The 26,080-nt window shown below is 30.6% G+C and carries 22 protein-coding genes; 14 read left to right on the forward strand and 8 right to left on the reverse strand.

The features are described from left to right. The first annotated feature begins 31 nt into the window (after positions 1 to 31). From HHX25_RS10890 to HHX25_RS10900, 3 genes are all read left to right on the forward strand, one after another. Positions 32 to 1,318, forward strand: a complete 1,287-nt coding sequence (locus HHX25_RS10890; RefSeq protein WP_169673054.1) for an O-antigen translocase — start codon at positions 32 to 34, stop codon at positions 1,316 to 1,318. A gap of 241 nt (positions 1,319 to 1,559) precedes the next feature. Further along, positions 1,560 to 2,924 carry a phosphoethanolamine transferase gene (locus tag HHX25_RS10895; RefSeq protein ID WP_169673056.1) on the forward strand — a complete coding sequence of 455 codons (1,365 nt, stop codon included), beginning with the start codon at positions 1,560 to 1,562 and terminating at the stop codon, positions 2,922 to 2,924. Further along, positions 2,921 to 4,006: a glycosyltransferase gene (locus tag HHX25_RS10900; RefSeq protein WP_169673058.1), complete on the forward strand. Its 1,086-nt coding sequence runs from the start codon at positions 2,921 to 2,923 to the stop codon at positions 4,004 to 4,006. The genes HHX25_RS10895 and HHX25_RS10900 overlap by 4 nt, the downstream gene beginning before the upstream one ends. On the opposite strand, the gene HHX25_RS10905 is transcribed toward HHX25_RS10900, so the two are convergent. From HHX25_RS10905 to HHX25_RS10920, 4 genes are read right to left on the reverse strand one after another with little or no spacing between them, the layout of a single operon-like run. Next, positions 3,996 to 4,958 (reverse strand): glycosyltransferase family 2 protein, encoded by a 963-nt coding sequence (locus tag HHX25_RS10905; RefSeq protein WP_169673060.1) that lies wholly within the window; start codon positions 4,956 to 4,958, stop codon positions 3,996 to 3,998. The two genes, HHX25_RS10900 and HHX25_RS10905, sit on opposite strands and share 11 nt — an antisense overlap. 1 nt (position 4,959) lies before the next feature. Then, complete coding sequence (locus tag HHX25_RS10910; RefSeq protein WP_169673062.1) at positions 4,960 to 5,847, reverse strand: glycosyltransferase; 888 nt, start codon at positions 5,845 to 5,847, stop codon at positions 4,960 to 4,962. A 2-nt stretch (positions 5,848 to 5,849) separates the two neighbouring features. Then, entirely contained in the window at positions 5,850 to 6,530 is a 681-nt protein-coding gene (locus tag HHX25_RS10915) for a cell division ATP-binding protein FtsE (RefSeq protein WP_169673064.1), read from the reverse strand. Next, positions 6,508 to 7,875: a hypothetical protein gene (locus HHX25_RS10920; protein WP_169673066.1), complete on the reverse strand. Its 1,368-nt coding sequence runs from the start codon at positions 7,873 to 7,875 to the stop codon at positions 6,508 to 6,510. The genes HHX25_RS10915 and HHX25_RS10920 overlap by 23 nt, the downstream gene beginning before the upstream one ends. A 278-nt stretch (positions 7,876 to 8,153) precedes the next feature. On the opposite strand from HHX25_RS10920, the gene HHX25_RS10925 reads away from it, so the two are divergent. The 3 genes from HHX25_RS10925 to HHX25_RS10935 all read left to right on the forward strand — a co-directional run bounded on the left by HHX25_RS10925 (position 8,154) and on the right by HHX25_RS10935 (position 13,987). Then, entirely contained in the window at positions 8,154 to 11,174 is a 3,021-nt protein-coding gene (locus HHX25_RS10925; protein ID WP_169673067.1) for a tetratricopeptide repeat protein, read from the forward strand. Between the two features lie 140 nt (positions 11,175 to 11,314). Then, positions 11,315 to 13,051 (forward strand): TonB-dependent receptor, encoded by a 1,737-nt coding sequence (locus HHX25_RS10930; protein WP_169673069.1) that lies wholly within the window; start codon positions 11,315 to 11,317, stop codon positions 13,049 to 13,051. A gap of 108 nt (positions 13,052 to 13,159) precedes the next feature. After that, the gene (locus HHX25_RS10935) at positions 13,160 to 13,987 is read left to right on the forward strand and encodes a hypothetical protein (protein ID WP_169673071.1); all 828 of its coding nucleotides are present in this window, start codon (positions 13,160 to 13,162) and stop codon (positions 13,985 to 13,987) included. A 37-nt stretch (positions 13,988 to 14,024) separates the two neighbouring features. On the opposite strand, the gene HHX25_RS10940 is transcribed toward HHX25_RS10935, so the two are convergent. Beyond that, complete coding sequence (locus HHX25_RS10940) at positions 14,025 to 14,720, reverse strand: class I SAM-dependent methyltransferase (protein WP_169673073.1); 696 nt, start codon at positions 14,718 to 14,720, stop codon at positions 14,025 to 14,027. Positions 14,721 to 14,849: 129 nt separating this feature from the next. Between HHX25_RS10940 and HHX25_RS10945 the strand changes: the two genes are divergently transcribed. From HHX25_RS10945 to HHX25_RS10960, 4 genes are all read left to right on the forward strand, one after another. Then, positions 14,850 to 15,341, forward strand: a complete 492-nt coding sequence (locus HHX25_RS10945) for a YkgJ family cysteine cluster protein (protein ID WP_169673075.1) — start codon at positions 14,850 to 14,852, stop codon at positions 15,339 to 15,341. Positions 15,342 to 15,363: 22 nt separating this feature from the next. Further along, a complete protein-coding gene (locus tag HHX25_RS10950) occupies positions 15,364 to 16,200 on the forward strand; it encodes a sterol desaturase family protein (protein ID WP_169673077.1) in 837 nt (278 codons plus the stop codon). Between the two features lie 124 nt (positions 16,201 to 16,324). Then, on the forward strand, positions 16,325 to 16,813 hold the full coding sequence (locus HHX25_RS10955) for a DinB family protein (protein ID WP_169673079.1): 489 nt from the start codon (positions 16,325 to 16,327) through the stop codon (positions 16,811 to 16,813). Between the two features lie 2 nt (positions 16,814 to 16,815). Further along, positions 16,816 to 17,718: a hypothetical protein gene (locus HHX25_RS10960; protein WP_169673081.1), complete on the forward strand. Its 903-nt coding sequence runs from the start codon at positions 16,816 to 16,818 to the stop codon at positions 17,716 to 17,718. On the opposite strand, the gene HHX25_RS10965 is transcribed toward HHX25_RS10960, so the two are convergent. Beyond that, positions 17,715 to 19,013, reverse strand: coding sequence for an exo-beta-N-acetylmuramidase NamZ family protein (locus HHX25_RS10965; RefSeq protein WP_169673083.1), 1,299 nt, complete (start codon positions 19,011 to 19,013; stop codon positions 17,715 to 17,717). The two genes, HHX25_RS10960 and HHX25_RS10965, sit on opposite strands and share 4 nt — an antisense overlap. An 8-nt stretch (positions 19,014 to 19,021) precedes the next feature. Here HHX25_RS10965 and HHX25_RS10970 point away from each other — a divergent pair, with 8 nt between their 5' ends. The 4 genes from HHX25_RS10970 to HHX25_RS10985 all read left to right on the forward strand — a co-directional run bounded on the left by HHX25_RS10970 (position 19,022) and on the right by HHX25_RS10985 (position 24,919). Next, positions 19,022 to 20,257: an ABC transporter permease gene (locus HHX25_RS10970; protein WP_169673085.1), complete on the forward strand. Its 1,236-nt coding sequence runs from the start codon at positions 19,022 to 19,024 to the stop codon at positions 20,255 to 20,257. A gap of 188 nt (positions 20,258 to 20,445) precedes the next feature. Next, on the forward strand, positions 20,446 to 21,804 hold the full coding sequence (locus HHX25_RS10975) for a pyridoxal-phosphate dependent enzyme (protein ID WP_169673087.1): 1,359 nt from the start codon (positions 20,446 to 20,448) through the stop codon (positions 21,802 to 21,804). A 251-nt stretch (positions 21,805 to 22,055) separates the two neighbouring features. Beyond that, positions 22,056 to 23,186, forward strand: a complete 1,131-nt coding sequence (locus tag HHX25_RS10980; protein ID WP_169673090.1) for an FIST signal transduction protein — start codon at positions 22,056 to 22,058, stop codon at positions 23,184 to 23,186. Between the two features lie 56 nt (positions 23,187 to 23,242). Next, complete coding sequence (locus HHX25_RS10985) at positions 23,243 to 24,919, forward strand: response regulator (protein WP_169673092.1); 1,677 nt, start codon at positions 23,243 to 23,245, stop codon at positions 24,917 to 24,919. On the opposite strand, the gene HHX25_RS10990 is transcribed toward HHX25_RS10985, so the two are convergent. Beyond that, complete coding sequence (locus HHX25_RS10990; RefSeq protein ID WP_169673094.1) at positions 24,916 to 25,371, reverse strand: DoxX family protein; 456 nt, start codon at positions 25,369 to 25,371, stop codon at positions 24,916 to 24,918. The two genes, HHX25_RS10985 and HHX25_RS10990, sit on opposite strands and share 4 nt — an antisense overlap. Before the next feature lie 51 nt (positions 25,372 to 25,422). Next, a complete protein-coding gene (locus HHX25_RS10995) occupies positions 25,423 to 25,989 on the reverse strand; it encodes a Crp/Fnr family transcriptional regulator (protein ID WP_169673096.1) in 567 nt (188 codons plus the stop codon). Positions 25,990 to 26,080: the final 91 nt, after the last annotated feature.

The raw sequence follows: 26,080 nt of genomic DNA on the forward strand, positions 1-26,080 counted from the left end.
GAAATCTTTTTATTGATAATCTACATTGTAAATGCTAGAAAAAATAAAACAACTTTACAAAAAGAATGTGTTGTTAAAAGTAGCATCATTTAACTCTTTGAGTGTTTTTGTGAGATTGGTATCAGGATTTTTTCTGTCAAAAGCTATTGCATATTTTTTATTTCCTCAGGGAATGGCACTTACAGGTAACTTGAGAAGTTTTTTAGTTAGTTGTCAAGGAATTTCAGTAAGTGGCATTCAAAGTGGTCTAATAAAATATACAGCTGAGAGTAAAAATAATAGTGTGATATTAAAAAAAATTATTTCCACTTCTTTTTTTTTAGTAATTGCATTTACCATAATAGCCTCATTAGCTTTAATTAGCTTTTCAAACTATTTTAGTGTATGGGTTTTCGGAATAAGAGAGTACGCTTACGCAATTAAAATATTGGCTTATGCGATCCCATTGTATACTATAAATACATTTATTTTATCGATTATTAATGGTCTAGGGAAGTACAAAAGTATTATTCTCATTAATACTATCGGCTATATTTTAAATATTATAGTAGTAGTTCTTTTACTTTATTTGTATAACTTGGAAGGTGCTATTGTGGCCATTATAGCTATGCCTTCAGTTTTGATTTTCATAACGTTTTTTTGGATTAAGGAAATCAAAATGATTTTTACCAGTATTTCCATTTCAAATTTTTCAAAAAAGTACTTGGGAGGCTTGTCTTCATTTATTATTATGGCAATATTTACTGCTTTAACAATACCTGTAGTTCATGTTCTTGTAAAGAATTATATTATTGATAATGTAGGGCTTAAAGAGGCTGGTTATTGGGAAGCTATGATAAAAATATCACAATACTATTTAATGTTTATAATGAGTCTTTTTTCGTTATATCTATTACCAAAATTGTCTCAAAATCAAACAGACAAAGGGTTTAAAAGTTTAGTTATGCAGTTTTATAAAGCTATTTTACCATTTGTTGTACTAGGCTTTATTGTTATTTATTTTTTTAGATATTGGATTGTTAGAATTACTCTTACTCAAGAATTTCTTCCTGTTCAAGAACTGTTTTTATGGCAACTCATTGGGGATTTTTTTAAAATAGTATCATTTGCTATTGCTTATCAAATGCAAGCTAAAAAGATGTTGTTTTGGTATTTATTTGGTGAATTATTTTATGTATCTGCCGTTTATTTTTTCAGTATCTATTTTATTGATAAGTTTGAAATAAAAGGAGCTGTAATTGCTCATGCAATAAGCTACCTATTTTATTTCTTATTAATGTTATTTATATTTAGGAAACCTTTATTAACTAAAATCTAAACTAAAATTGAAAGATAAACTTTATTTATTGGTTTTTGTTTATTGGTTGGTTCTTGAATATTTATTAGAAGGAGTATTTCATTTTTTTTCTTTATTCAGATTCTTAAATATAATTGAGAATCTTTTTTTTACAGTATTGCTTATTTTTATTGCTAATCACTTTAAAAAAGCTTCACTTAAGAAAATACTTTTTCGTTTAATTATAGTTTTAGTGGCAATTATGTTGTGGTTTGAAACCATTATGTATCTTAATTTCAAAATACATTTTGGTCCTTCCTCTTTCTTTGTTTTAATAAATACTAACCCAGATGAACTCTCAGAGTTTTCTAATGAGTTTATTGGTGCGAGAGAATTAGTGGTTACGTTATTATTTTTCATTCCTTTATTAAGGCTGAATTCTATAACGAGTGCTATTTTAAATGTTACATACAAATTTAAATTTGTGACTTACAAATTTTTAAAGTTAGGAGCTTGCACTTTACTTTTCTTGACTGTTTTTAAATTTACTAGAATAATAGATCATAATTTACCTTATTTAATCTGTCGTTCATTTATTTTAAATCATAAAGACAAAAAGTTTGTAGAAGATTTTAATTCCCAAATTGAAACAAATAACAATTCATTTAAAAATAAAAACAATAATCTTAATAATACATTTGTTGTAGTTATAGGAGAATCTGTAACGTCTTCCCATATGCAATTATATGGATACTATAGGAATACGACACCTTTTTTTCAAAAAATAAAAGATAGCTTAAGTATATATGAAGATGTCATCAGTCCTAACACTTCAACATTTCATTCGTTGAGCAAAGCTTTAACCCTAGGTAATTATGAAGACCCTAAAAAAGTTTTGGCATTACCCATTACAACCTTGTTTAACAAATCTGGTTTTAAAACTTTTTGGATATCTAATCATAGCCCAGCATTTAATCCAGGCAGCGCTTTAGCAAGAGTTTCAGGTCAGGCACAATTAAAATTTTTCAATTCAAAAGCGGTCGTAATGGGGAATTTAAAACATGATGGAGAGCTATTGGATAAAGTTGATGAAGCTTTAAAAGATGACTTCTCTCATAAAATTATTTTTTTACACTTAATAGGGGCCCATTTTTCATATGAAAATAGATACCCTGAAGAATTTAATGTTTTTAGTGATAAGCCAAAAACTAAATTTAAGGACGAGATGGCTTATCAAAAAATTAATCAATACGATAACGCTGTTAGATATTCAGACTTTATATTAAATAAGGTCTTACAAAAACTGAAAACTGAAAAAGCAAACAGTTATTTAATGTATTTTTCTGATCATGGAGAAGAAGTATTTCAAGACGAAGACTTTTATGGTCACTTAGAAGATAAGCCAACTAAAAATACTTTTAAAATACCTTTTATTATGTGGTATAGTAACCATTTTAAATACCCGAAAGATTATTCTTATAAGAAAAAAAGAAAGTATATGACTGATGATTTATGGCACAGCATAGTACATATTTCAGGTCTTAAAAACTCTTTTTTAGATAAAAGGAGAAGCATTTTTAGCTCAGAATTTGTAAATAGAAAACGCCTCATTTTAGAAGGCGAAAACTATGAAACGTTTTTCGAATGAACCATAAGAAACATATTTGTATTATTGTAGATTGTCTTTGTGGAGGAGGTGCAGAAAAAGTTGCTGCATCTTTTTCATTTCTTTTGAAGAGTAAAGATTATAAAGTGTCTATAATATCTGTAAGAGACGATATAACTTATAAATACACTGGAGACCTATATAATTTAGGAACCAATGAGCTATATATAAAGAAGTTTAAGCAATTAAAAAAAATATTATTATTTAGAAGATATTATAGAAAAATCGATGCAGATTTTTATGTAGATTTTAGAATGCGAAATAGGTTTTTAATGGAACTATTATTGCATCTTTTTGTATTTAAAACAAAAAAAATGGTATTAAGTATTCAAAATTATAATATTGAATATCATATACCCAAAGGGTTTTTTTTTAAGAAAGTATATAGTAAGGCAAAAGCTATTATAGCTGTCTCCCATGATATTGTAATGGAACTTAATTCATATTACCCCTTTAATAATGTAAGTTATATACCGAACTTTGTAAATAAAAATTTACTGTTAATTTCTAATTTACCGTTATCTGACATTCCAAATAATACTGTTTTGGCAATAGGGAGGTTAAATATAATGGTAAAACAGTTTGATAAATTAATATTAAGTTATAAGAATACAGATTCATGTAAAAAAGGAATTCCTTTAGTTATTTTAGGGGATGGACCAGATAAGAAAAAACTTGAAGATCTGATTAAGTTCAATAAACTACAATCAAGTGTCAAGTTGCTAGGTTTTGTATCTAACCCCTATGATTATATTAAACGATGTAAATTTTTGGTACTGTGTAGTAAGTTTGAAGGTATGCCGCTAGTCATACTTGAAACACTTACATTGGGAAAACCTGTAATATCTTTTAACTGCAAATCTGGACCAGCGGAATTGATAACTCATAAAAAAAATGGCCTATTGGTTAAAGACCAAGATTTCTCTGAGTTAGAAAGAAGTATTGATCTTTTACAAGAAGACGAAGAGTTATATGATTTGCTAACCAAAAATACTATAAGTTCAATGAATAAATTTTCAGAAAAGGAAATGATGAAATATTGGGAGTCCGTTTTTAACTTTTAAAAGATGTAAGTCTAATATTGTATTTCAAAAAGCTTTTCTTAATAAATTTTATTGTTTTTAACAACAACAAAGGGCTTCTTAGTAAAATCCTTTGTTTTAATGTGAGATTATTATAGTTAAGGTTATTAGTGTAGTATTTCAAGTTAACTTTATCACGATTGATTTTATACTGAATAGCATACATATAGCGTTTAAAATCTAAATATTTTTTCAGGGATAAATTATTAGGATTGTTTTTTTCATAAAAATCTAAATTGGGAAGTGTTTTGTTTTTAATTCCAATTTTGGTTATTTGATTAGGTATATTATTTAATATCGTTGACAAAGGTTTGTAATAATAGGCTAACTTATACCTAGTAAAGCTTTTTAAGTAAAAGTCAACATCTTCAGCGTAATTTATAGTTTCATTAAATGAAATGGTTTCTGTGACTTCTTTTTTAAAGGCCATACTGCTCTGGCAAATTATAGATTGAAATTTATTAGCTAAAAAGAAATCTTTAATTAAAAACTTAGTGTTGTTTAATTTTGGTGTGATATTTTTTTTGGTTTCAAGAATATTGGTTTCGCTGTATTTTTCAAGATAATCAGTTCCATAAAATGAAGCTTCAGGAAAACTTAAATATAATTCATGTATAGATTCTAAAAAAAGTTCATGCCATAAATCATCTGCATCTAGCAATGCAATAATTTGTCCTTTAGATATTGAAATACCTTTGTTTCTTGATGAGGATAATCCTTTATTTTCTTGATTTATAATAGTATAGTTTTCAAAGTTTGAAAGCGCAGTTTCAGATTTTTCTAAACTGTTGTCAGTTGACCCGTCGTTTACGATAATAATTTCAAAATCTTTAAAAGATTGTTTTAAGACGCTTTTAATAGTGTCTTGTATGTATTGTTCTTTATTGTAAAGAGGAATTATTACTGAAAAGAATGGATGGTTCAGCTTGTCCATACTATTGTAAATCTTTATAACACATGTATGAAATTTTATATAATTGTAGAAAAAATATATTTGGTTGCTTCCCCAATAAGTTCTTCTTTATTGATGTATTGAAAACTCTAAAAAATAGAGACATAAAGTGGTTTAGCTTCAAACGTTTTAAATAAATGAATATTGATAATAGTTTATTGTTGTGTTGAAATATTCTTCTTTCATTTAATAACCATAATAATGTTTCGATGGCGTTTTCAATTTTTTTAATATATATGTCGCTTTTATCTATTCCTAAATGGTAAACTTCATTATTTATATGTTTAACTCTTGCTTTTTTTTCATTTAAAAGTATACCAAAATAGTTATCTAAACCATAACTGTTTTTTTTAATTTTTAAATTAATAAGATTAAAAATAGTTTTTTTTATTAAAAAGTTACCAGATACAACAACTTGATAAGGCTTTCGGTTTCTTTTTGACGCGTTAATTTCTTCACAGGATTTTCCATATTTCCAACGCAACAGATACTCCGTTTCAGGTTGCTCATCTTTATAAGCAACTCCTCCATAAAGAGCATCGGTATCTGGTGATATGAGGTTGATGTATTTTTCAATAAAAGAGTTATGCTTTGGAATAACATCAGAATCTAAAAATAATAACCAATTATAAGATGCCTGATTGGATAAAATTTGCCTAGATTTGATACTTCCTTTATTGAGACTAGAAACAATAATGGATGTATGCATAAGCGTTTCTATGCTTGACTTATTTTCAATAACATATTTGTTTGAACCATCTTCAAAACAAATTATTTCAAATTCAATTTTGGTTCGAGTTGCCTGTTCATGAATGTTATAAACAAGATTAGTAATGTTATAATTATATACAGGTATTAATATTGAAAGCATAATTAATTTTTACGCTGCACCACCTCATAAACCGCATTCTCATCACACTTTAGCGTTTTGCTTGGGTACTTTAGTAACAAAGCATAATCGTGAGTAGCCATTAGAATGGTATTCCCATTTTTATTAATGTCTTGCAGTACTTCCATAACTTCTACACTGGTTTGCGGATCTAAATTACCTGTAGGCTCATCAGCAAGAATAAGTTCAGGGTTATTAAGTAGCGCTCTGGCTATGGCAACACGTTGCTGTTCTCCACCTGATAGCTCATGTGGGTATTTAAAACCTTTTGTTTTCATGTCTACTTTTGCTAAAACTTCTTCAATGCGCGTATCTATTTCTGTTTTGTCTTTCCAGCCAGTAGCTTTTAAAACAAACATTAAGTTATCGTTAATGGTCCTATCCGTAAGTAATTTAAAGTCTTGGAAAACAACACCAAGCTTTCGTCTTAAAAAAGGAATATCTTTTTCTTTAAGGTTTTTTAAGTCATAATCAACAATATTACCCTCTCCTTCCGTTAAGGGCAAATCACCATAAAGTGTTTTCATAAAGCTACTCTTACCCGTTCCAGTTTTTCCGATTAAATAAACAAAATCCCCTTTATTAATTTCAACATTAACGTTATTTAATATCAAATTGTCTCCTTGATAAATGGCTGCATTTTTAAGCTGTAATATTTTTTGCATTTGCTTTAGGGATGATAGTTTTAAGTAAAAATAGATTTGTGATTACAAAATAAACAATTAATGGCAAATATGGGAAGCAGAATCTAGAATTATCGCCATAAGCAACTAAAGCTTGTGCAACAGAGCCACCCATTACCACGATAACTAAAAATAAATCGAAATCAAAGATTTTAAATTTTAACGTTACAAATTGAAAAATTTTTTTTATTGAAAATAAAATGAACAGAATATTAATAAGAATTAATATATATTGCTGAATTATTTTCCAAATACCATATACTAAGTATTTAGGGATTTTATATTTGAATTTTTCCTTATTCAAAAGAAAAGTAGATTCAGTTCCCCAAAAACTTTTCCAAGAAACTAATACTTGCTTTAAATATAGGTGTGGATACTCTTTAAATAATTCTATTGAAATTTTGCCCAATTTATTCGAAAGATCTTGTGTTTTAAGATTTGTTAGTTCTAATAGGTCATCTGCAGCATACCAAACTGTCATTGGATAAACATCATGCGATTTATTTTTTTCAATAAAAGTTCTATGTTTTATAAAAATATCTCTTATCTCTTTATGTTCTTCAGGTACCAGATCAAAAAAAGAAGTGGCCATTTGAGTTAGATTATACCCAAAATAATAGGTGCTAGAAAAATACCCAATGTTTTTTTTGTTTAAAGAGCACCAACTATAAAAACTAATACCAGATAATGTAAAAATTACTATGACTGGTAAAACTATTCTTTTGATTCTCTGTTTAAAGTTTTTTATTATGAAAAAAATAATAAATAGTAAAGGGAAATAAATAAACATGGGTCTGGTTAAGTAAAGAAAACTCATGGTAATTGAGAGAAAAATGAAGAATATTAGTTTACCATTACTGGTTAATAGTTTATATTTTTGAATGATCCAAAAAGATAATAGTAATAAAAACAAACTTAAAGTTTCAGTCAAAATGGCTAATTCGTAAAAATTGAAATGCAAAAAGGTAATTGTAATAAATGTGATCCAAAATGATATAGTTTTATTTTGAGTTTTGTTTAAGCTAAAATCATAAATCAAACAAATATTAATTAACCCAATTATTTGTTGAATTATTATTGTTATAATAAGATTTTTATTAGTTAGCGCAATAAGTAGCGGAAATCCAGGTGTCCTTCCGCCAGAATAATTATCAAGACTCAAATTAGCAATGTATTGGCTTAAATCAATATAAGCCCTGGAATCTGGAAAGATTGAAACGCCCTGGTAAATAACTAAAATTAAAACTCTAATTAAGAGGCCTAAAAGTAAGAGGTGTCTAAGCGGGTGTTTTAAAACTAAAGCATATAATTTTTGAATATTATACATGTAGAAAATAATAGAACAAATTAATCTTTGTAAAAATATTACTAATAACTCAAATCATAAAACGTTGAGCTTAAAAGTTCTTTTAAAAAATAACATTTTAAATTTGCATTTTATAATTATGGCACGATTATTACGTTATAAAATTTATATCGAACAAAAATAACCTCATGGTATATATGCCAAGGTTTCTATAAAGTTTATCATTCTCATGAAATCGAGAGTCCAAAATAAGGAATTCTTTATTTATCTTTGATTTTAAATTAAAAAACGAATCGTTAATGACTAAAAAAAACATTGTTTTCCTTTTAGTAGCTATTAGTTTTAGTTTACACATTATAGCGCAAAAATCTGCTGCGTATACTAGCAATTTAGTTGATTACCAAAAAGCCTTATCCCTTTATAACAATCAGCAGTACCTCGCGGCCCAATCATTATTTGGAAATGTAAAAAAAACAGCTAAAGAAGAAATTTTACAGTCTGATTGTACCTATTATATTGCTAATTGCGCAGTGCGTTTAAATCAACAAAACGCGGACCAATTAGTGGAAGATTTTGTGAAAGATTATCCAACAAGTACGAAGCGAAATACGGCATATGTAGATGTAGCCGATTATTACTTCGAGAATTCTAAATACGCCCATGCCAGGAAGTGGTATGATAAGGTTGATGAAAATGCTTTGGGTAGAAAAGAGAAGGAAAAATACAATTTCAATAATGGCTATTCGGCTTTTTCTGCTAAACAATACAAAGAGGCAAAAAAATATTTAACACGTGTAGAAAGCTCTCAAGAGTTTGGCTCTCAGGCTAAATATTATATAGGTTTTATGGCTTATGAAGGCGATGATTATGACAGAGCCAACGAATATTTCGATCAGGTAAGTGATCAGGAACGTTACAAAGAAAAGCTATCTTATTATCAAGCAGACTTAAATTTTAAATTAGGGAATTTTGAAAAAGCTATAGAATTAGCTAAAGATAGGTTGGATATGAGTGACGAGGTAGAAGTATCTGAACTATCAAAAATAATAGGAGAAAGTTATTTTAATTTAAAACAGTATGCCGAGGCAATTCCTTATTTAACTGAATACAAAGGAAAAAGAGGCAGATGGAACAACACAGATTTTTACCAATTAGGGTACGCCTATTATAAACAAAAAGACTATGAAAGTGCCATTTCAGAATTTAATAAAATAATTGATGGGAATAATTCAATTGCCCAGAATGCGTACTATCATTTAGGAGAAAGTTATATTAATCTAGGTAAAAAACAAGAAGCATTAAACGCTTTTAGGTATGCCTCCCAAATGAATTTTGATTTGAAAATTCAGGAAGACGCATGGTTAAATTATGCAAAGATTAGTTATGAAATAGGAAATCCATATCAGCCTGCACCCCAAGTTTTAGCGAGTTATTTAGATAAGTATCCAGATACTAGCTATAAAGAAGAAATAGAAACCTTATTAATAGATTCGTATATCACATCGAAAAACTATAAAGAAGCGCTTAAACTATTAGAAGGAAAAAAGAGTTTTGAGAACAAAGTGGCGTATCAAAAAGTAGCATTTTACCGAGGATTGGAACTTTATAATGAGAATGATTATTTAGAGGCAGAATCGCTCTTTGATCAATCTTTAAAAGAACCCAGAGATCCTAAATATATAGCGCGTGCAACATTTTGGAAAGCAGAAACCGATTATAATTTAACTAATTACGAAGATGCCTTGGTTGGCTTTAAACAATTTCAACAGGAGCCATCCTCATCTTCAACACCAGAAATTGAAAATGTAGATTATAACTTGGCTTACACTTATTTTAAGTTAAAAAACTATGAGCAGTCGACTCTATATTTCAATCAATTTATTTCTAATAAAAAGGAAGATAAAGTGAGGTTGAATGATGCTTACTTGCGATTAGGAGATGGGCATTTCGTTTCGAGTCAGTATAAAAGTGCTATAAAAGCTTATAATAATGCCATTAAGCTAAATGAAATAGATTCTGATTATCCATTTTTTCAAAAAGCGATTAGTACAGGTTATAGTGGACTAACTTCAAAAAAAATTAGAGAACTCGAACAGTTTATTTCAGATTACCCTAAGTCAAAATTACGAGATGATGCTATGTATGAACTGGGTAATTCATACGTTAAAGCCAATGAAACAGATAAAGCAATTACAATTTACAACCGTTTGAATTCAGAATATAGAATGAGTTCATTTGTGCCAAAATCATTGCTCCGTCAAGGTTTGGTTTATTATAACGGGAGTGAGAATGAACGGGCACTAACTAAGTTTAAGAAAATCGCAAGCGATTACCCGAATACCCCAGAAGCTGTTCAAGCCGTAGCAACGGCAAAATTGATTTATATAGATTTAGGACGTGTAGATGATTATGCAGCTTGGGTTAGAACCCTGGATTACGTTGAGGTCACAGATACCGATTTAGATAATGCAACTTATGAAGCTGCAGAAAAACAGTACTTAGATGGTAATACAGATAAGGCTATTAAGCAATTTAATGGGTATTTAAATGAATTTCCTAGCGGATTACATGCATTGCAAGCACATTTTTATATAGCACAATTATATAGTAAAAAGGATTTAACAACCAATGCAGCCCCACATTACAAATACATTGTAGAAGCTTCTCAGAGTGAATACACAGAAGAAGCATTATTGCGTTTATCTCAGCACTTTTTAGAAACCAAAAGTTGGAATGAAGCCATACCGTTACTGTCAAGGCTTGAAGAAGAAGCCAATTTTCCGCAAAATGTAGTATTTGCAAAGTCTAATTTGATGAAGGCAAATTATCAGTTGAAAAATTATGAAGCAGCTGTTTCTTATGCAGAAAAGGTATTAGAAAGCTCAAAAATTGATAATAAGATAAAGAGTGATGCGCATATCATTATAGCACGTTCTGCTATAAAAACAGGCGACGAAGACAAAGCTAAAACGGCTTATGCCAAAGTAGAAAAAATAGCAACAGGAGAAACAGCTGCTGAAGCTCTGTACTTTAATGCTTATTTTAAGAATAAAGAAGGAAAACACGAAGCTTCAAACAGATCGGTTCAAAAATTAGCTAAAGATTTTTCAGGTTATAAATATTATAGTGCCAGAGGTCTGGTACTAATGGCCAAGAATTTTTATGCTTTAGGAGATGCGTTTCAAGCGACCTATATTTTAGAAAGTGTTATTAAAAATTTTGCTGAATTTGATGATGTTGTATCTGAAGCAAAAGACGAATTAAGAAAAATAAAATTAGAAGAAGCTAAAACGAATTCATCTATTGAAACAGAAGATTAGTTTTGTTAGAAGTTAGAAGTTAGAAGTTAGAAGTTAGAAGTTAGAAGTTAGAAGTTAGAAGTGTTATGCTAAGCGGTTTCTACCGAATGTAGACGAAGTAAATCGAAGCATCTCATCAATCATAAATCAAACGAATAAATATGCGAAAGCACATAAAAAGCATTTTAATTGTAGTAATCTTATTGCGTGTTACAATTTCCTTTTCTCAAGATAAAATAAATGATACGATTAACACAGGGGTTATTGATGTTGTAAAGCCATATACCCCAACAATATCTGATGCATTTAAGGTAAAAGAGATTCCGTCTTTAGAAGATGAAACCACCGAAACTAAAAAGGAAATTAAATATAATATTTTTTCATTTCCAGTGGCATCAACATTTACACCTGCAAAAGGAAAAGCTGCTGTTGTAGAAAAAAGAAAACCAGTAAGATTATTCGATAATTACGCTACTTTAGGGGTTGGTACTTATACAACTATCTTAGGTGAGGTATATTTAAATCATGCTATTAGCAGAAGCGAAAGCGTAGGAGGTTATATAAGTCATCACTCATCGCAAGGAGGGATTGAAGACTTGTCTTTTGATGATAATTTTTCAAACTCCAAGATTAATGTAAATTATTCCAGTCGGTTAAGAGATTTAGCATGGAATGTAGAAGGCGGATTTAAACACCAAACCTATAATTGGTACGGCGTACCACCATCTCAAATTGCAGCAGCAAGCACTAATGGTATTGATGAAGAGCATTCTTTTTTTAGTGCTCATTTTGGAGGAGATATTACTTTTGAAGATACTTATATTAATTCAGGGAGTTTCTTTTTTAGGCGTTTTGGAGATAATCAAGGTTCTGGAGAAAACAGGTTCATAGCTAAAGCGACGATTGATGTACCAATTAATGATGTAGAGATTTCTACGGATATTAAATTTGACTATTTAGGAGGTACATTTGATAGAAGCTATACAACCAATACAGAGTTTAATTATGGGAATTTTCAAGTCGGAATTTCACCGACATATGAAATGAAGCAAGACGATTTAACAGTAAATCTTGGCTTTTCTGCGTTTTATTTAAATGACAAAGAATCTGGAGAAAGTAAGTTTTATGTTTACCCCAATGTCACGGCAACATACAGGTTGGTAAACGATGTATTGATTGCTTACGGGGGAATAGAAGGCGATTTAATTCAAAATTCGTATTACGATTTTGCTACCGAGAACCCCTTTGTATCTCCAACCTTATTTGTTATGCCCACAGATCAATTGTACAATGCTTATATTGGTTTAAAAGGAAAGCTGTCCAGTAACATGAGTTATAACATTAGTGGGCATTATTTAGCAGATAGAAACAAAGCACTTTATAAAAACAATGTTATAAGAAATCTGGCGCCACAAACGAATTACGATTATGGAAATTCATTTGGAATTGTGTATGATGATGTTGATACATTTGGCGTAGCAGGAGAAATAAACGTTGATGTAAACAGAAACTTTAAGCTAGGTTTAAAAGCAGAGTATTTTACCTATTCAACAGAGCGTGAGGTAGAAGCTTGGAATTTACCAGATATTAAAGGGGCTTTGTTTTTAGATTATCAGATAAACGAACACTGGTTTGCTGGTGCTAATTTATTTTATGTCGGCGAACGTAAAGATCAATTAGAATTAGAAGTTGCTTTACCGCCAGACCCTCAATCAACTACTGTTGTTTTGGATAGTTATTTTGATGCCAATGCGCATGTGGGGTATCATATTAACGAGCAGTTGTCGGTTTTCGCAAAAGCAAATAATATTAATAATCAGGCTTACCAACGTTGGCAAAATTTTCCAGTGCAAAGTATTCAGTTTTTAGCAGGAGCTACTTATAAGTTTGATTTCTAATCTTCGCGAAAGTGGGGATCTCATGATGAAATTTCGAAATTGTTTCTGGAACTTACGATGTATTGTCATGCTGTGAAAGCAGGAGTCTTTTAATAAATCGAATACTAAATGTTAAAAAGTAAAAGAAAATACTTTCTGCTAAATTACATTTTCGTTTTTGAACTAGTTTTATTATTTCTTAACGATCATTATTTTAAATGGGAGTTTTCAAATTGGCTAACAGGAAAGCTTTCAGATTTTGTAGGCTTGTTGATTTTTCCATTTTTTTTAACTTTTTTCTTTCCAAAAAGTATCTTGAGAAATGTTCTTTTTACAGGATTGTTTTTTGTGTTTTGGAAATCTCCATTTTCTCAAGGCGTTATAGATATATATAATTCAATAGCTTTTATAAAAATTACGAGGATTATAGATTATTCCGATTTGGTAGCGTTATCAATATTACCGCTGTCATATTGTTTTTTGAGGCGAATACCAATTTCTGAACCGTTTCATATAAATAACATTAATATCCATCCGCTTATAATATTGTTTCCTGCTATCATTGTATTTATGGCAACTTCACCACCATATTGGCATCGTTTTATGTATTCGGAAGGTAATCTTAAATTTTATAAAACCTCTGTTAAAGTGAAAATGAGTCAAGAAGATATATTAAACAGAATGGAAACATTACAAGTGCGTGTCGCTATAGATTCAACTTTTCATCATGAGAATACAGAAATTTTAAACTTTTACCGTGTTGATGAATTAGTAATAAACGAAGATACTATTAATGATTTGAAGTTTTCTATGGTGTCATTTAAGAAAGACAAGACAAAAATCTTTTTAAATGCTATGAACATATCTGAAGATATTAAGGAGGAAAATGTGAAGAACGAACTCAGGAAATATTATAGAAGGCTTTTAAAAAAGTATATTAGAGGAAAAATCAAATAAATTTTTGTCATTCCTGCGAAGGTAGGAATGAAAGAAATTAACTCAACCTTGCCAAATAATCAAAATGCTCACCTTCTATAATAAGCTCACATTTTAACCCAACAGATTCAGAAGCCAAACACAGTGTATTAAAATCTAAATACAACCATTTCATTGGTGTTTCTTTTTCTCCTTTATAGGACAAAAAATAATCAAGTTCACCATAATAACAGGAATTGGTATCTATCCAGAGCCCGCCATCTTCGTCTTCGTACATATATTTAATATCGGAAGAATCAATTAAAATTTGTCCGTTTGGTTTTAAAAGGCTTTTAAGATGGGATAAGTATTTGGACACCTGGGATAATTCCTGAAATATGCCAGTACCGTTCATTAAAAGTAAAATAGTATCGAAGGATTCGGTTTCATCTAAAATATGCTTTTCTTCCACATGCATAATACCACGTTGTTTCGCAACATTAATAGCTCCTTTAGAAATATCAATAGCTTTTACTTTTAAACCGTTTTCTTGTAAATATAAACTATGACTTCCTGCTCCACAACCAACGTCTAAAACAAAACCTTTAGAGAGTTTTAAGGCTTTTTGCTCTAAGGGCGACATATCTTTAAACTTGCGAAATAAGTATGGAAGAGGTAAAACGTCTTCTTCAGAAATACTTGTAGAAGTAATAATGTCTTCGGTGTAGTTGCCGTTTTGGTAATCTAATAAAGCGCATCCGAATAAGTCCTTCATAGAAAAATTTTCTTTTTCATTTCCGCAAAGGCGGGAATCTATTTGTTATATAGAAAACAGTGACTAGCATCTCATAATAATTTAGATCATTCGCACTGTTCAGAATCACAAGTTTGTTATTTTTACACTATGCAAGACATCATTAAAAACCTTCCAAAGTTCGCCAAAGATAAGCATAACGAAAACAAAAAATTCTTTGCCAAGTTAAAAAAGAAACCACCAAAGAATTTAGATTATATCATGCAGGAATTACATGATGATGAGTTTCAACGTACCGATTGTCTAGAATGTGCCAATTGTTGTAAAACTACGGGACCCTTGTTTACAGATAAAGATATTGAGCGTATTTCGAAGTACTTGAAGCAAAAACCACAGCAATTTATAACTCAGTATTTGCGTATTGATGAAGACAACGATTATGTACTCCAAAGTGTTCCCTGTACTTTTTTAGGAGCCGATCATTATTGTTCTATTTATGATGTAAGACCAAAAGCCTGTAGGGAATTTCCGCATACAGATAGAAAGAAGTTTCAACAAATATCAAATTTAACATTAAAAAATGTAGCCATGTGTCCTGCAGCTTTTAACATCGTTGAAAACATGAAGAAAAGAATAAAATAGTATATTTAATAAAAATATTCTATTGGAAGCTATTCTAAATTATTTCGAAACAATACCTCCATTGCATAGAGGTATTATTATAGTTGGGGGCTTAACCTTCTTTTGGATTATTGAAGGTATAGTGCCTTTGTTTGGCTTTAAATACAAGAAATGGAAACATGCTATACCAAATATATTCTTTACGTTAACAACTATTCTTGTTAATCTGCCTCTAGCTTTTATATTTTTAAAATCATCAGATTGGGTGGTAGCTAATAATTTTGGAATTCTTAATTGGCTTCCAGAAATGTCTGTATGGTTGTATGGTATTTTGGGCATTTTTTTAATAGATTGTATAGGTGCCTACTTGCCACATTTAATTGAGCATAAAGTAAAACCATTATGGATGGTGCATTTAGTACATCATTCAGATCATCACGTAGATACCACAACGGCGAATAGACACCACCCATTAGAGAGCCTGATCCGGTATGTTTTTACGCTTTTGGGCATCTTTGTAATAGGAACACCTATTGCCTTGGTTTTTTTATACCAATCTTTGTCGGTTGTAGCTACGCAATTTAATCATGCGAATATAAAGTTGCCCAAAAAAGTAGATGATTTGCTTAGCTATATTATTGTGTCTCCAGATATGCACAAAGTACACCACCATTATAAGTTACCGTATACCGATTCTAATTATGGCAATATCTTTTCTGTTTGGGACAGGCTTTTTGGAACTTATATGAAACTTGATACCGATAAAATTATTTATGGAGTTGATGTCTTTCCTGATGAAAAAGAAAATAGCAATATCAAAGATTTGTTAAAACAGCCTTTTCAGAAATATCGAAAACCTACAGCTTCTATAAAGGAATAATCCTTTGGCAGTTTTTTAAAATTAACCATTTTGATAGCAAAAAATGCTATCAAAAAATACATTTGTTATGTAAAGCTTTGATTATTAGTTGTATTATTGGTTTTAAATAAAATCTAATAGAATCATGAAGTTTAAAATAATATTAGTTGCAAGTTTTATGAGTATTGTTTTTTTCATGGCCTTTACGAGAATTAATAAACAAAATCCTGATTACCATTATTTAAAAGAGCGTTTACAAAAAACCAAATTGTTTACAGTTGAGGTCATTAAAGCCATGCCAGAAAGTGACTATATGTATAAACCAACAAAGGAGGTTCGGTCGTATACAGCTTTGGTATCCCATACCGTGTATTCTATTGAATGGAATATTGAGTTAATGAAAGGTACTCCTATTAAGTGGGAACCTGACAATGAAAATCGTTATAGCAAAGAGCACTTAATAACATATGCTAATGATCAATTCGATAAGCTAATAGCGTTTATCAATAATGCTAAAGAAAGCACTGAATTGACAGATAAAATTATTGATGTGTTGAATCATAATGCTCACCACCGTGGACAGATGACAATTTATTTACGCATGAAAGGAATAACCCCTCCTAATTACAGATAAAAATGAAAGATTTAAAACAATTTCTAATTATTGCAATCCTATTTTTAGGATTTCAGGATGCACTTGGGCAAGATTCAAAATATTTACACTATTTAGTTGATTCATTGCCAAAAGGAAAACCAGTTTTAGTCAATTTGGAGGTAGAAAAAAACTTTATGGCAACAGAACGTGTTGAGATTTCCAAAAACGGAAAAACTTTATTTTATGGAGCTAGGAATGGTTATAAAACAACTTCTAAAGCAGATATTTTAAAAATTGAGTTCAATAAAGGGAAATGGAACAAGCCCCAAGTTGTTTTTGCCGATAGCTCAGGAGCTCCATCGCTTTCAAAAGATGAGAAAACAATATATTTTCAATATGATCACCAATTATCTCCAAAAGGATTGTATTCAAGAAAAACGAAAACAGGTTGGTCTACACCAAAACGGTTTTTAGATTCATTAGAAAAATCCCATTATTTACAATCACCAAAAAAATCTAGTTTTTATTACTCATCTGGAATCAAAGGAAATGATAAGATTCAAAATATTTTTCATGTGGTTACTACCAAATCGGATACTCTTATAAAACAATTAGGTTTTAAGGTTAAAGGGGATTTTATAGATTTTTATGTATCTCCAGATGAATCATTTTTAATTTTAGTAATGAATAAAGCTACTAATGAAGACTCTTTTGCATTTTATGCAAAATCAGATTTATTCATATCCTTTAAAAAGGACAGTAAAACGTGGACAAAACCAGTTAATTTAGGGGCGGAAACGCATAGCGTATCCGAATGGAATTGGGGACCTTACGTCACAAACGATAAAAAATATTTATTCTTTTCAAGTTGGGGAAAAACGGTGGGTACCTACATGATCGATTTTGAACCTATCTATAGTCGTTTAAAACTTAAATCTAATTAGTCATACATCAAATATTTGCTCCTGGTATTTTTAAACGCTTCCAGACGATTTTGCCAGGTAATTTTGATCTCTGCTTCACTTAAGCCAGCTTCAATTTGTTTCTGCAATTTATCTGTTCCAGCATGCTTAGTGAAGTTCTTTGTATTAAAGAATAATGATTTATCTGTCGAATTTTGATAGGCTTTAATAATCCATTTAAGTGTCATAACACCATTTAAATCTTCATTTTGTAAATCCTCTCCGTAGCATAAATTGTTTTTGTGCTTAGGGTATTTAGCTCCAAAATTAGTGATAGGTGTATAGCTAAAGGCTAAGGTCTTTTTGTCTAAAAAAGGAGCGCCGTACCTTTGAAATTGGAACTCGGTGCCGCGACCAGCATTAATATTTGTCCCCTCAAAAAGCCCAAGACTAGGATATAGTTTTATAGCTTGGTCATTAGGTAAATTTGGAGAAGGTCTAATTGGCAAACTATAAAAAGTGTTGTGCGTGTAGTTTTTAACGGGAATGATGGTAAGTTCACACTGGATCCCATTTTTTAACCATTTTTCGCCATTAATCATTTGCGCATACTCGCCAATGGTCATACCATGTACCAATGGTATAGGGTGCATGCCTAAAAAACTTTTGTTTTTAATTTCTAAAGTAGGGCCATCTATATAATGTCCATTTGGGTTGGGCCTGTCTAATATTAAAACAGGAATACCTTGTTCCGAACAAGCTTCCATGATGTAGTGTAATGTAGAGATATAAGTGTAAAACCGAACGCCTACATCTTGAATATCAAATATAACAATGTCTAAACCTTCAAGTTGTTCTTTGGTAGGCTTTTTGTTTTTGCCATAAAGCGATACAATAGGTAAATTGGTTTTGGTGTCAATGCCATCTTTAACTAATTCGCCAGCATCTACACGACCTCGAAAACCATGTTCTGGGGAAAAAACTTTTTTAACAGCAACTTTCAAAGAAATTAATGAGTCAACCAAATGGGTCATAGTATCTTTTTTAACAGCATGACCAAGAGATTGTTCGTTGGTTTCTGGGTCAACAAGTATCGTTTGAAGTTTTTCTTTTCTAAAAATGGCCGAGGTTTGATTGGCAACAATACCAACACGTTTTCCCTTTAATATTGGTAAATAAGCTTTGATTTGATTGGCTCCAACAACGACAGAACTATCATTTTGTATGGTAAGATTAACCTTATTTTTTAGGTCTATTTTACTTTTTGCTTTAGAAGCACAAGAAATCATTATAAAAACAAATAATAAAACTGTATTTTTGAAAATATTAAACCCCATTGAATAATTTGAATTACGAATTTTTTATAGCTAAACGCATTATTGGTAGTAAAGCGTATAAAAGTAGTATATCGGCACCAATAATAAAAATTGGTATCGCAGCAATTACTATTGGTATTGTTGTGATGATGGTCGCTATAGCAACGGGTATAGGTTTGCAACAAAAAATTCGTGACAAAGTAGTCGCATTCAATGGCCATGTAACGATTACTAAATACGATAGTAACAATTCCCAAGAAAGCATTATTCCTATATCAAAAAATCAAGAGTTTTATCCTACGTTTAAAACAGTAGAAGGTGTTGGTCATATTCAAGGGGTAGCTGCAAAGTTTGGTGTTATTAGGACTGAGAAAGATTTTGAAGGTGTATATTTAAAAGGGGTAGGAGGAGATTATAATTGGAGCTATTTTGAAGACTTTTTAATAGAGGGTAATCTGCCAGACTATTCGACGAAAAGGAATGAAGACGTTTTAATATCTCAATATTTAGCGAATCGGTTAAGATTAAAACTAGACGAAACATTTCAAATGGTGTTTCCAAAGGACGACCCAGAAAGGTTAACAAATATTATTACCTATCATATAGTTGGGATTTATAATTCAGGGTTTCAAGATTTTGATGCCAATTATATTATAGGAGATATTCGTCATCTACAAAGAATTAATAGATGGAAAAAAGACCAAATTGGAAATTTTGAAGTATTTATTAATGATTACGACGAAATAGATAAAAAAGGCCTTGAAATATATGAAAATATACCCTCAGAGCTCAATGCAGAAACCATTAAAAATAAATATGCTTCAATTTTTGATTGGATTCAAATTTTTGACACTAATATTTATGGTATTATTGGTATCATGATACTGGTAGCTGGTATTAATATGATAACAGCATTACTTGTTTTGATATTAGAACGCACACAAATGATAGGGATATTAAAAGCAATAGGAAGTAACAATTGGAGCATTCGTAAATTGTTTTTGTATAATGCATCTTACCTAATTCTTCTTGGTCTTTTATGGGGGAATATTATTGGTTTAGGGCTTCTTTTTACTCAGAAATACTTTAAGCTATTTCCATTGGACCCAAGTATCTATTATGTTACAGAAGCTCCAGTTTATATAAGCTTAGGCTATGTTATAGCATTAAACATCGGCACACTTGTCCTTTGTTTACTTATGCTTTTAATACCATCGTATTTAATCACGAAAATATCTCCTGTGAAAGCGATCAGGTTTCAATAATTTAAGTGCTTTAGAAGGTGGTTTTGCTATTTCTTTGCTTGAAAATATTGTATGCGGAATATTGAAATCAGTCACATCTAGAATAAACTAAACAGACTACATTAAATCTATTCGAAATCAAAGGATTAAAATCCTAACATAGCAATCCCTGTTTTTTTAGTGTAAATTTGTAAAGTAAACTTACTATTATGGAATACGCTGAAAATATATTAGGAACTATTGGTAATACGCCATTGGTGAAATTAAACAAGCTTGTTGAAAAATTACCATGCTTAGTTTTGGCAAAATATGAAACGTTCAATCCAGGTAATTCCGTAAAGGATAGAATGGCGGTAAAAATGATAGAAGACGCAGAGGCAGACGGGCGATTAAAACCCGGGGGAACCATTATAGAAGGTACATCTGGAAATACAGGCATGGGTTTGGCTTTGGCTGCTATAGTGAAAGGTTATAAAATGATTTGTGTTATAAGCGATAAACAAAGTAAGGAGAAAATGGACATTTTAAGAGCTGTAGGCAGTAAAGTTGTGGTGTGTCCTACCAATGTAGAGCCTGAAGACCCGAAATCATATTACTCTACCTCAAAACGACTAGCCGAAGAAACACCAAACTCTTGGTACGTAAACCAATATGATAACCCCAGTAATACCGCAGCGCATTATGAAAGTACTGGGCCAGAGATATGGAAACAAACTAATGGAAAAGTAACGCATTTCTTGGTAGGAGTAGGAACAGGAGGCACAATTTCTGGAGTTGGAAAATACTTAAAAGAGCAAAATCCAAATGTAAAAATTTGGGGAGTAGATACTTATGGCTCTGTATTTAAAAAATACCATGAAACAGGTATCTTCGATGAGAATGAAATTTACCCTTACATTACCGAAGGAATAGGAGAGGATATATTGCCTAAAAATGTTGATTTTAGTGTTATAGATGGCTTTACTAAGGTTACAGATAAAGATGCAGCTATTTACACGCAAAAATTGGCAAAAGAAGAAGGCATGTTTCTTGGTAATTCTGCTGGAGCTGCCATAAAAGGACTTCTTCAACTCAAAGATCATTTCAAAAAAGAAGATGTAGTCGTGATTTTATTTCATGATCATGGAAGTCGCTATGTAGGCAAAATGTTTAATGATGAATGGATGCGTGATCGTGGTTTTATTGAAGATGAATTGACTTGTGCTCAAGACATTGTTAATAATCATTTAGATAAACCCCTAATAACAGTAAAGACCGAAGAATTAGTTTCCCATGCTATAGAACGTATGAAGAAATATAAAATATCCCAAATACCAGTAGAAGATTCGTCTGGGTTTGTTGGAGCGGTAGATGAGGCAGATTTATTGCGTAAATATATTGAGAATAAAGATATTTCCGATTTACCAATTAAAGAAGTCATGCACAAACCATTTCCAATAGTTAGTAAAAATACTCCTATTGAAGCGATTTCTAAATTAATTGACAGAGATAATAGTGCAGTATTGGTAAAGCTAAATGATGGCGCTTATCAAATTATTACCAAATATGATATTATTAGTGCTTTGTAACTAATAATAAGCAATAGAATTGTATAAAAAATCCTGAATGTTTTATTCGGGATTTTTTGTGCGTTATCTAGTATTCACACGATATTATCTTAATAAGCAAATTGATAATTTTAGGTTTTTTCTGTAACTTATTGTAAATAAAAACTTTATAAAAAATTTTGATTATAAAAAATTTTATTATATTTTCGATAAAACGTATTGTTTTGACGATAAAATGCAGTTGACTTGAATCACTAACTAAAGTATTTAATATGAATGTTCAACAAATATCCCTACAACAGGATAATTGGCAAGAAGATATTTCTATTCTAAGCATTGAAGCTGATATATTTCTACTATTCGTATCTCCAGATTTTACCCCTAAAAGGAAGGTTCTCGATTTCATAAATAATAAGTATCCAAAAACAACTATTATTGGATGCTCAACGGCAGGCGAAATATCAGATATTACTGTAAAAGATGAGACCATATCTTTAACAGCCATACAATTAGACAAAGTTACCTACAAAAAAGCAGCGATCGAAATTATTGATATGAACTGTAGCTATCAATCTGGCCAAGATTTAGCAAAAAACCTCTATAATAAAGAATTAAAGCATGTACTGGTTTTGAGTGATGGGCTTAATGTTAATGGAGCCGAATTGGTTTCAGGATTAAAATCTATAATTCCTCATGTTGGCATATCTGGTGGCTTAGCTGCAGATGGAGCCGATTTTAATAAAACCTTTGTTGTAAATGATAATGAGATAGTCGATAAAACCATTGTTGCCTTAGGGTTTTATGGAGAAGGTTTAAAAGTATGTACAGGCTCTAGAGGGGGATGGGATAGTTATGGGATAGGCAGACAGGTAACGAAATCCAACAAGAATGTGTTATACGAACTTGATGGAAATCCAGCATTGGATATTTATAAATCCTTTTTAGGAGAAGAAGCTAAAAATTTACCGAGTTCAGGACTATTATTCCCTTTAAGCATGGTAAGTGATGCAAATTCGAAACCTTTAGTACGATCTATTTTAGCAACTAATGAAGATGAAAAAAGTGTAACATTTGCAGGAAACCTTCCTGAAGGTGCTTATGTCAGATTTATGAAAGCGAATTTGGATAGATTGATTGATGGAGCTGAAGAATCTGCTATTTCAGCTAGTAAATTCTTTGATAAAGAATCTTCAGAGTTAGTAATATTGGTTAGCTGTGTTGGTAGACGTATGGTACTAAAACAATTAGTAGAAGAAGAAGTTGAGGCTGTGAGAGATGTTGTTGGAAATAAACCTTGCATTACAGGGTTTTACTCTTACGGTGAAATAGGTCCTTATGATGAATCTTCACCTTGTGAATTACATAACCAAACAATGTCCATAACGACGTTTTCAGAATGCTAAATGATAAGTTCCATAGGCTATTAAGAAGACAACTCAAAAAATCTAACTTAGATATTTTGAGTGATCCAAAGTATATGGACTTTTTGGAGATGATTGATAGTGCCTATAAAGGTTTCGATAAAGACTTAAGACGTATTGAGCACATTCTTGACGAAAGCACAAAAGAACTATTTCTAGCCAATCAGAGATTGATTCAGGAGCGGGATAAAACTAATATAAAACTTGAGAATATTGTTGACAATCTTGGAGGTGTTATTTTTGAAACTGATTTAAAGGGTAATTTTACTTTTTTGAACAATGCTTGGGAAGGGTACACAGGCTTATCAATAGAAGATACTTTAGGTAAAAATTTCAAAGATTTTTTATTGCCTGAATATATTGATAATGAAGAAAATTTTGAAGAACTTTTTTATAGAGGGAAAGAACACATTAAGTTTATCTTCAAATATAAAAAAAAGAAAAAACCTATGTGGTTTGAGGTTAAATCTAAATTAATATATAGTAATGGAGTAACCCCCGTTGGCTTTATAGGAGCCATTACAGATGTAACAACTTTGAAAAGGACAGAGATAGAACTACAAAAAGCTAGTAAATCCAAAGATGAATTTTTGTCTACTATGTCTCATGAAATTAGAACACCTTTAAATGCTGTTACTGGAATAGCCAATATTTTGTTAATGGAAGAGTATCTGCCAGACCAGTTAGAAAATTTAAAGGCATTAAAGTATTCGGGAGAACATTTATTAGGTTTGATAAATGATTTGTTGGATTTCGATAAAATAAAATCAGGTAAGTTAAAACTTGTAGAGAAAGATTTTAGCTTAAATTATTTTTTAGAAAGCATAAAATCCCATTTTAGTTTAAGAACAGAAAAAAAGGGTTTAATCTTTAATGTTATTAAGGAAAATGATGTGCCAGATAACATTATTGGCGATAAGTTGAAGCTTACTCAAGTAATTAAAAACCTATTGAGTAATTCTTTAAAATTTACCGAAAATGGATGTATTAATCTTATAGTTAAAAATTTAGGTGTTAAAGAAAACAAAGTAAGATTAGTTTTTAAAGTTGTTGATACAGGAATTGGCATATCGAAAAGCAAACAAGAATCCATTTTTGAAAGCTTTATACAAGCAAATTCAGAAACTTCTATCAAGTATGGAGGTACAGGCCTTGGCTTGTCAATTAGTAAAAAGTTATTGAACCTACAAGGTAGCGACTTGATAGTGGAAAGTGAACTTGGTAAGGGGTCGACATTTTTCTTTGAGATCACTTATAAAATAAGTAACAGGCTTAGTGTTTATGAACCTGACATGATTAAAATGCAACCTGATTATGAGCCCATAGATATCAATGTTCTAGTTGCCGAAGATAATAAAATGAATGTGTTAATACTTAAACGTTTTTTTAATAAATGGGGCATTACATATACCATTGCTGAAAATGGAGAAAAAGCCTTGGAACTATTTAAAAAGTTTGATTACGATTTAATACTTATGGATCTGCAAATGCCTAAGATAAATGGATATCAAGCAGCTAAAATTATTAGAAAATCTGAGAATAAAAATAAAGCTAGTATACCAATAATTGCTTTAACAGCTTTTGCCCAAACAGATATTAAAAAGAAAACAGAACAATATAAAATGAATGGGTTTATGGGGAAACCTTTTAACCCGGAAGAGTTATATAAATTGCTACGATCCTACAGTAAAGAATACAATAAAAAAGCTATTTAGCTAAATTTTATTGCGGTTAAATACACCCAAATTATAAACAAAACCTGTAGTGGAATTCTAAACCACAAGTACATTAACCCATTTCCATCATAAGTGGCTTTTTGATAATTTAAATGGTCAATTGAAGCTTTAATATTTGCTGGTAAAATAATAATAAAGAATAGGATTAATAGCCATGCCGTTAATGGTCTTAACTGCGGAATATGTAAACCTATGGCTCCAAGAATCTCGACAAAGGCAGTAAAATAAACGATTTCTTTTTTAAAAGGAATTATTTCGGGAACCATTAAAGCCATACCATCTGGAAATAAAAAATGACCTAAAGCAGTAAAAAGAAGCATTACGGACATAGCTATACGTCCAGACAGGACAAAGTCATATTTCCCATTAATAACTTTTACGGAAACTAGAGAAATAACAAAAACTATAATAAGTACAAAAAGGGCTTTCATCTTTTTTAGGCAAATTTCATGAAAGTTTAAACTTGAAACAATGAACCTAAGTTAAAAAATACGCTTTCTAATCCGACTTAATGCTTGTGGGGTTATGCCAATATAAGAAGCTAAATATTTAAGGGGGATTTTTTTAATTAATTCTGGTCTTTCAACAAATAAATTTAAATACCTTTCTTCTGGAGTTTCATTTAAGAAAGATTGCTCTCTTCTTAACTTTTTTAAATAAAGGTTTTCTGCTATTATTCGGCCAATAACATTGCCTGCTTCGGTTTTGTTATAAACGTCTTGTAAATCTTGATATGTAAGTCTCCAGAGAATAGTCTCCGTTAAAGCTTTCACCTCGTATGTACTGGGATTTCTGGTTATAAAAGAATCATATGCACTCACAAACTCATTTTCAAAACAGAAACTAAAAGTAATATCATTCTCAAGTTTTGGAATAAAAAATAGGAGCGCCCCTTTTTCGATAAACGAAATATGATTTTCTGTTTCCCCAACCTTTAAAATAGTAGCTTTTTTATTGTAAACACTTTTTTTAAGCTTAGAAGAAAATACCTGCCAATCTAAGTCACTTAATTTAACTATCTGTTCAAAGCCTTCTCTTATTTTATGCATTAGCCTGTTTGAATTGTCCAGTTTATTGAAAATAGTCTAACCAAAAATATAAAACGAAGTTAATTGTTTTTTTGTAGGTTATTTCTTTTAA

It is taken from the genome of Flavivirga algicola, assembly GCF_012910715.1.
In the GTDB taxonomy this organism is placed as follows: Bacteria; Bacteroidota; Bacteroidia; order Flavobacteriales; family Flavobacteriaceae; genus Flavivirga; species Flavivirga algicola.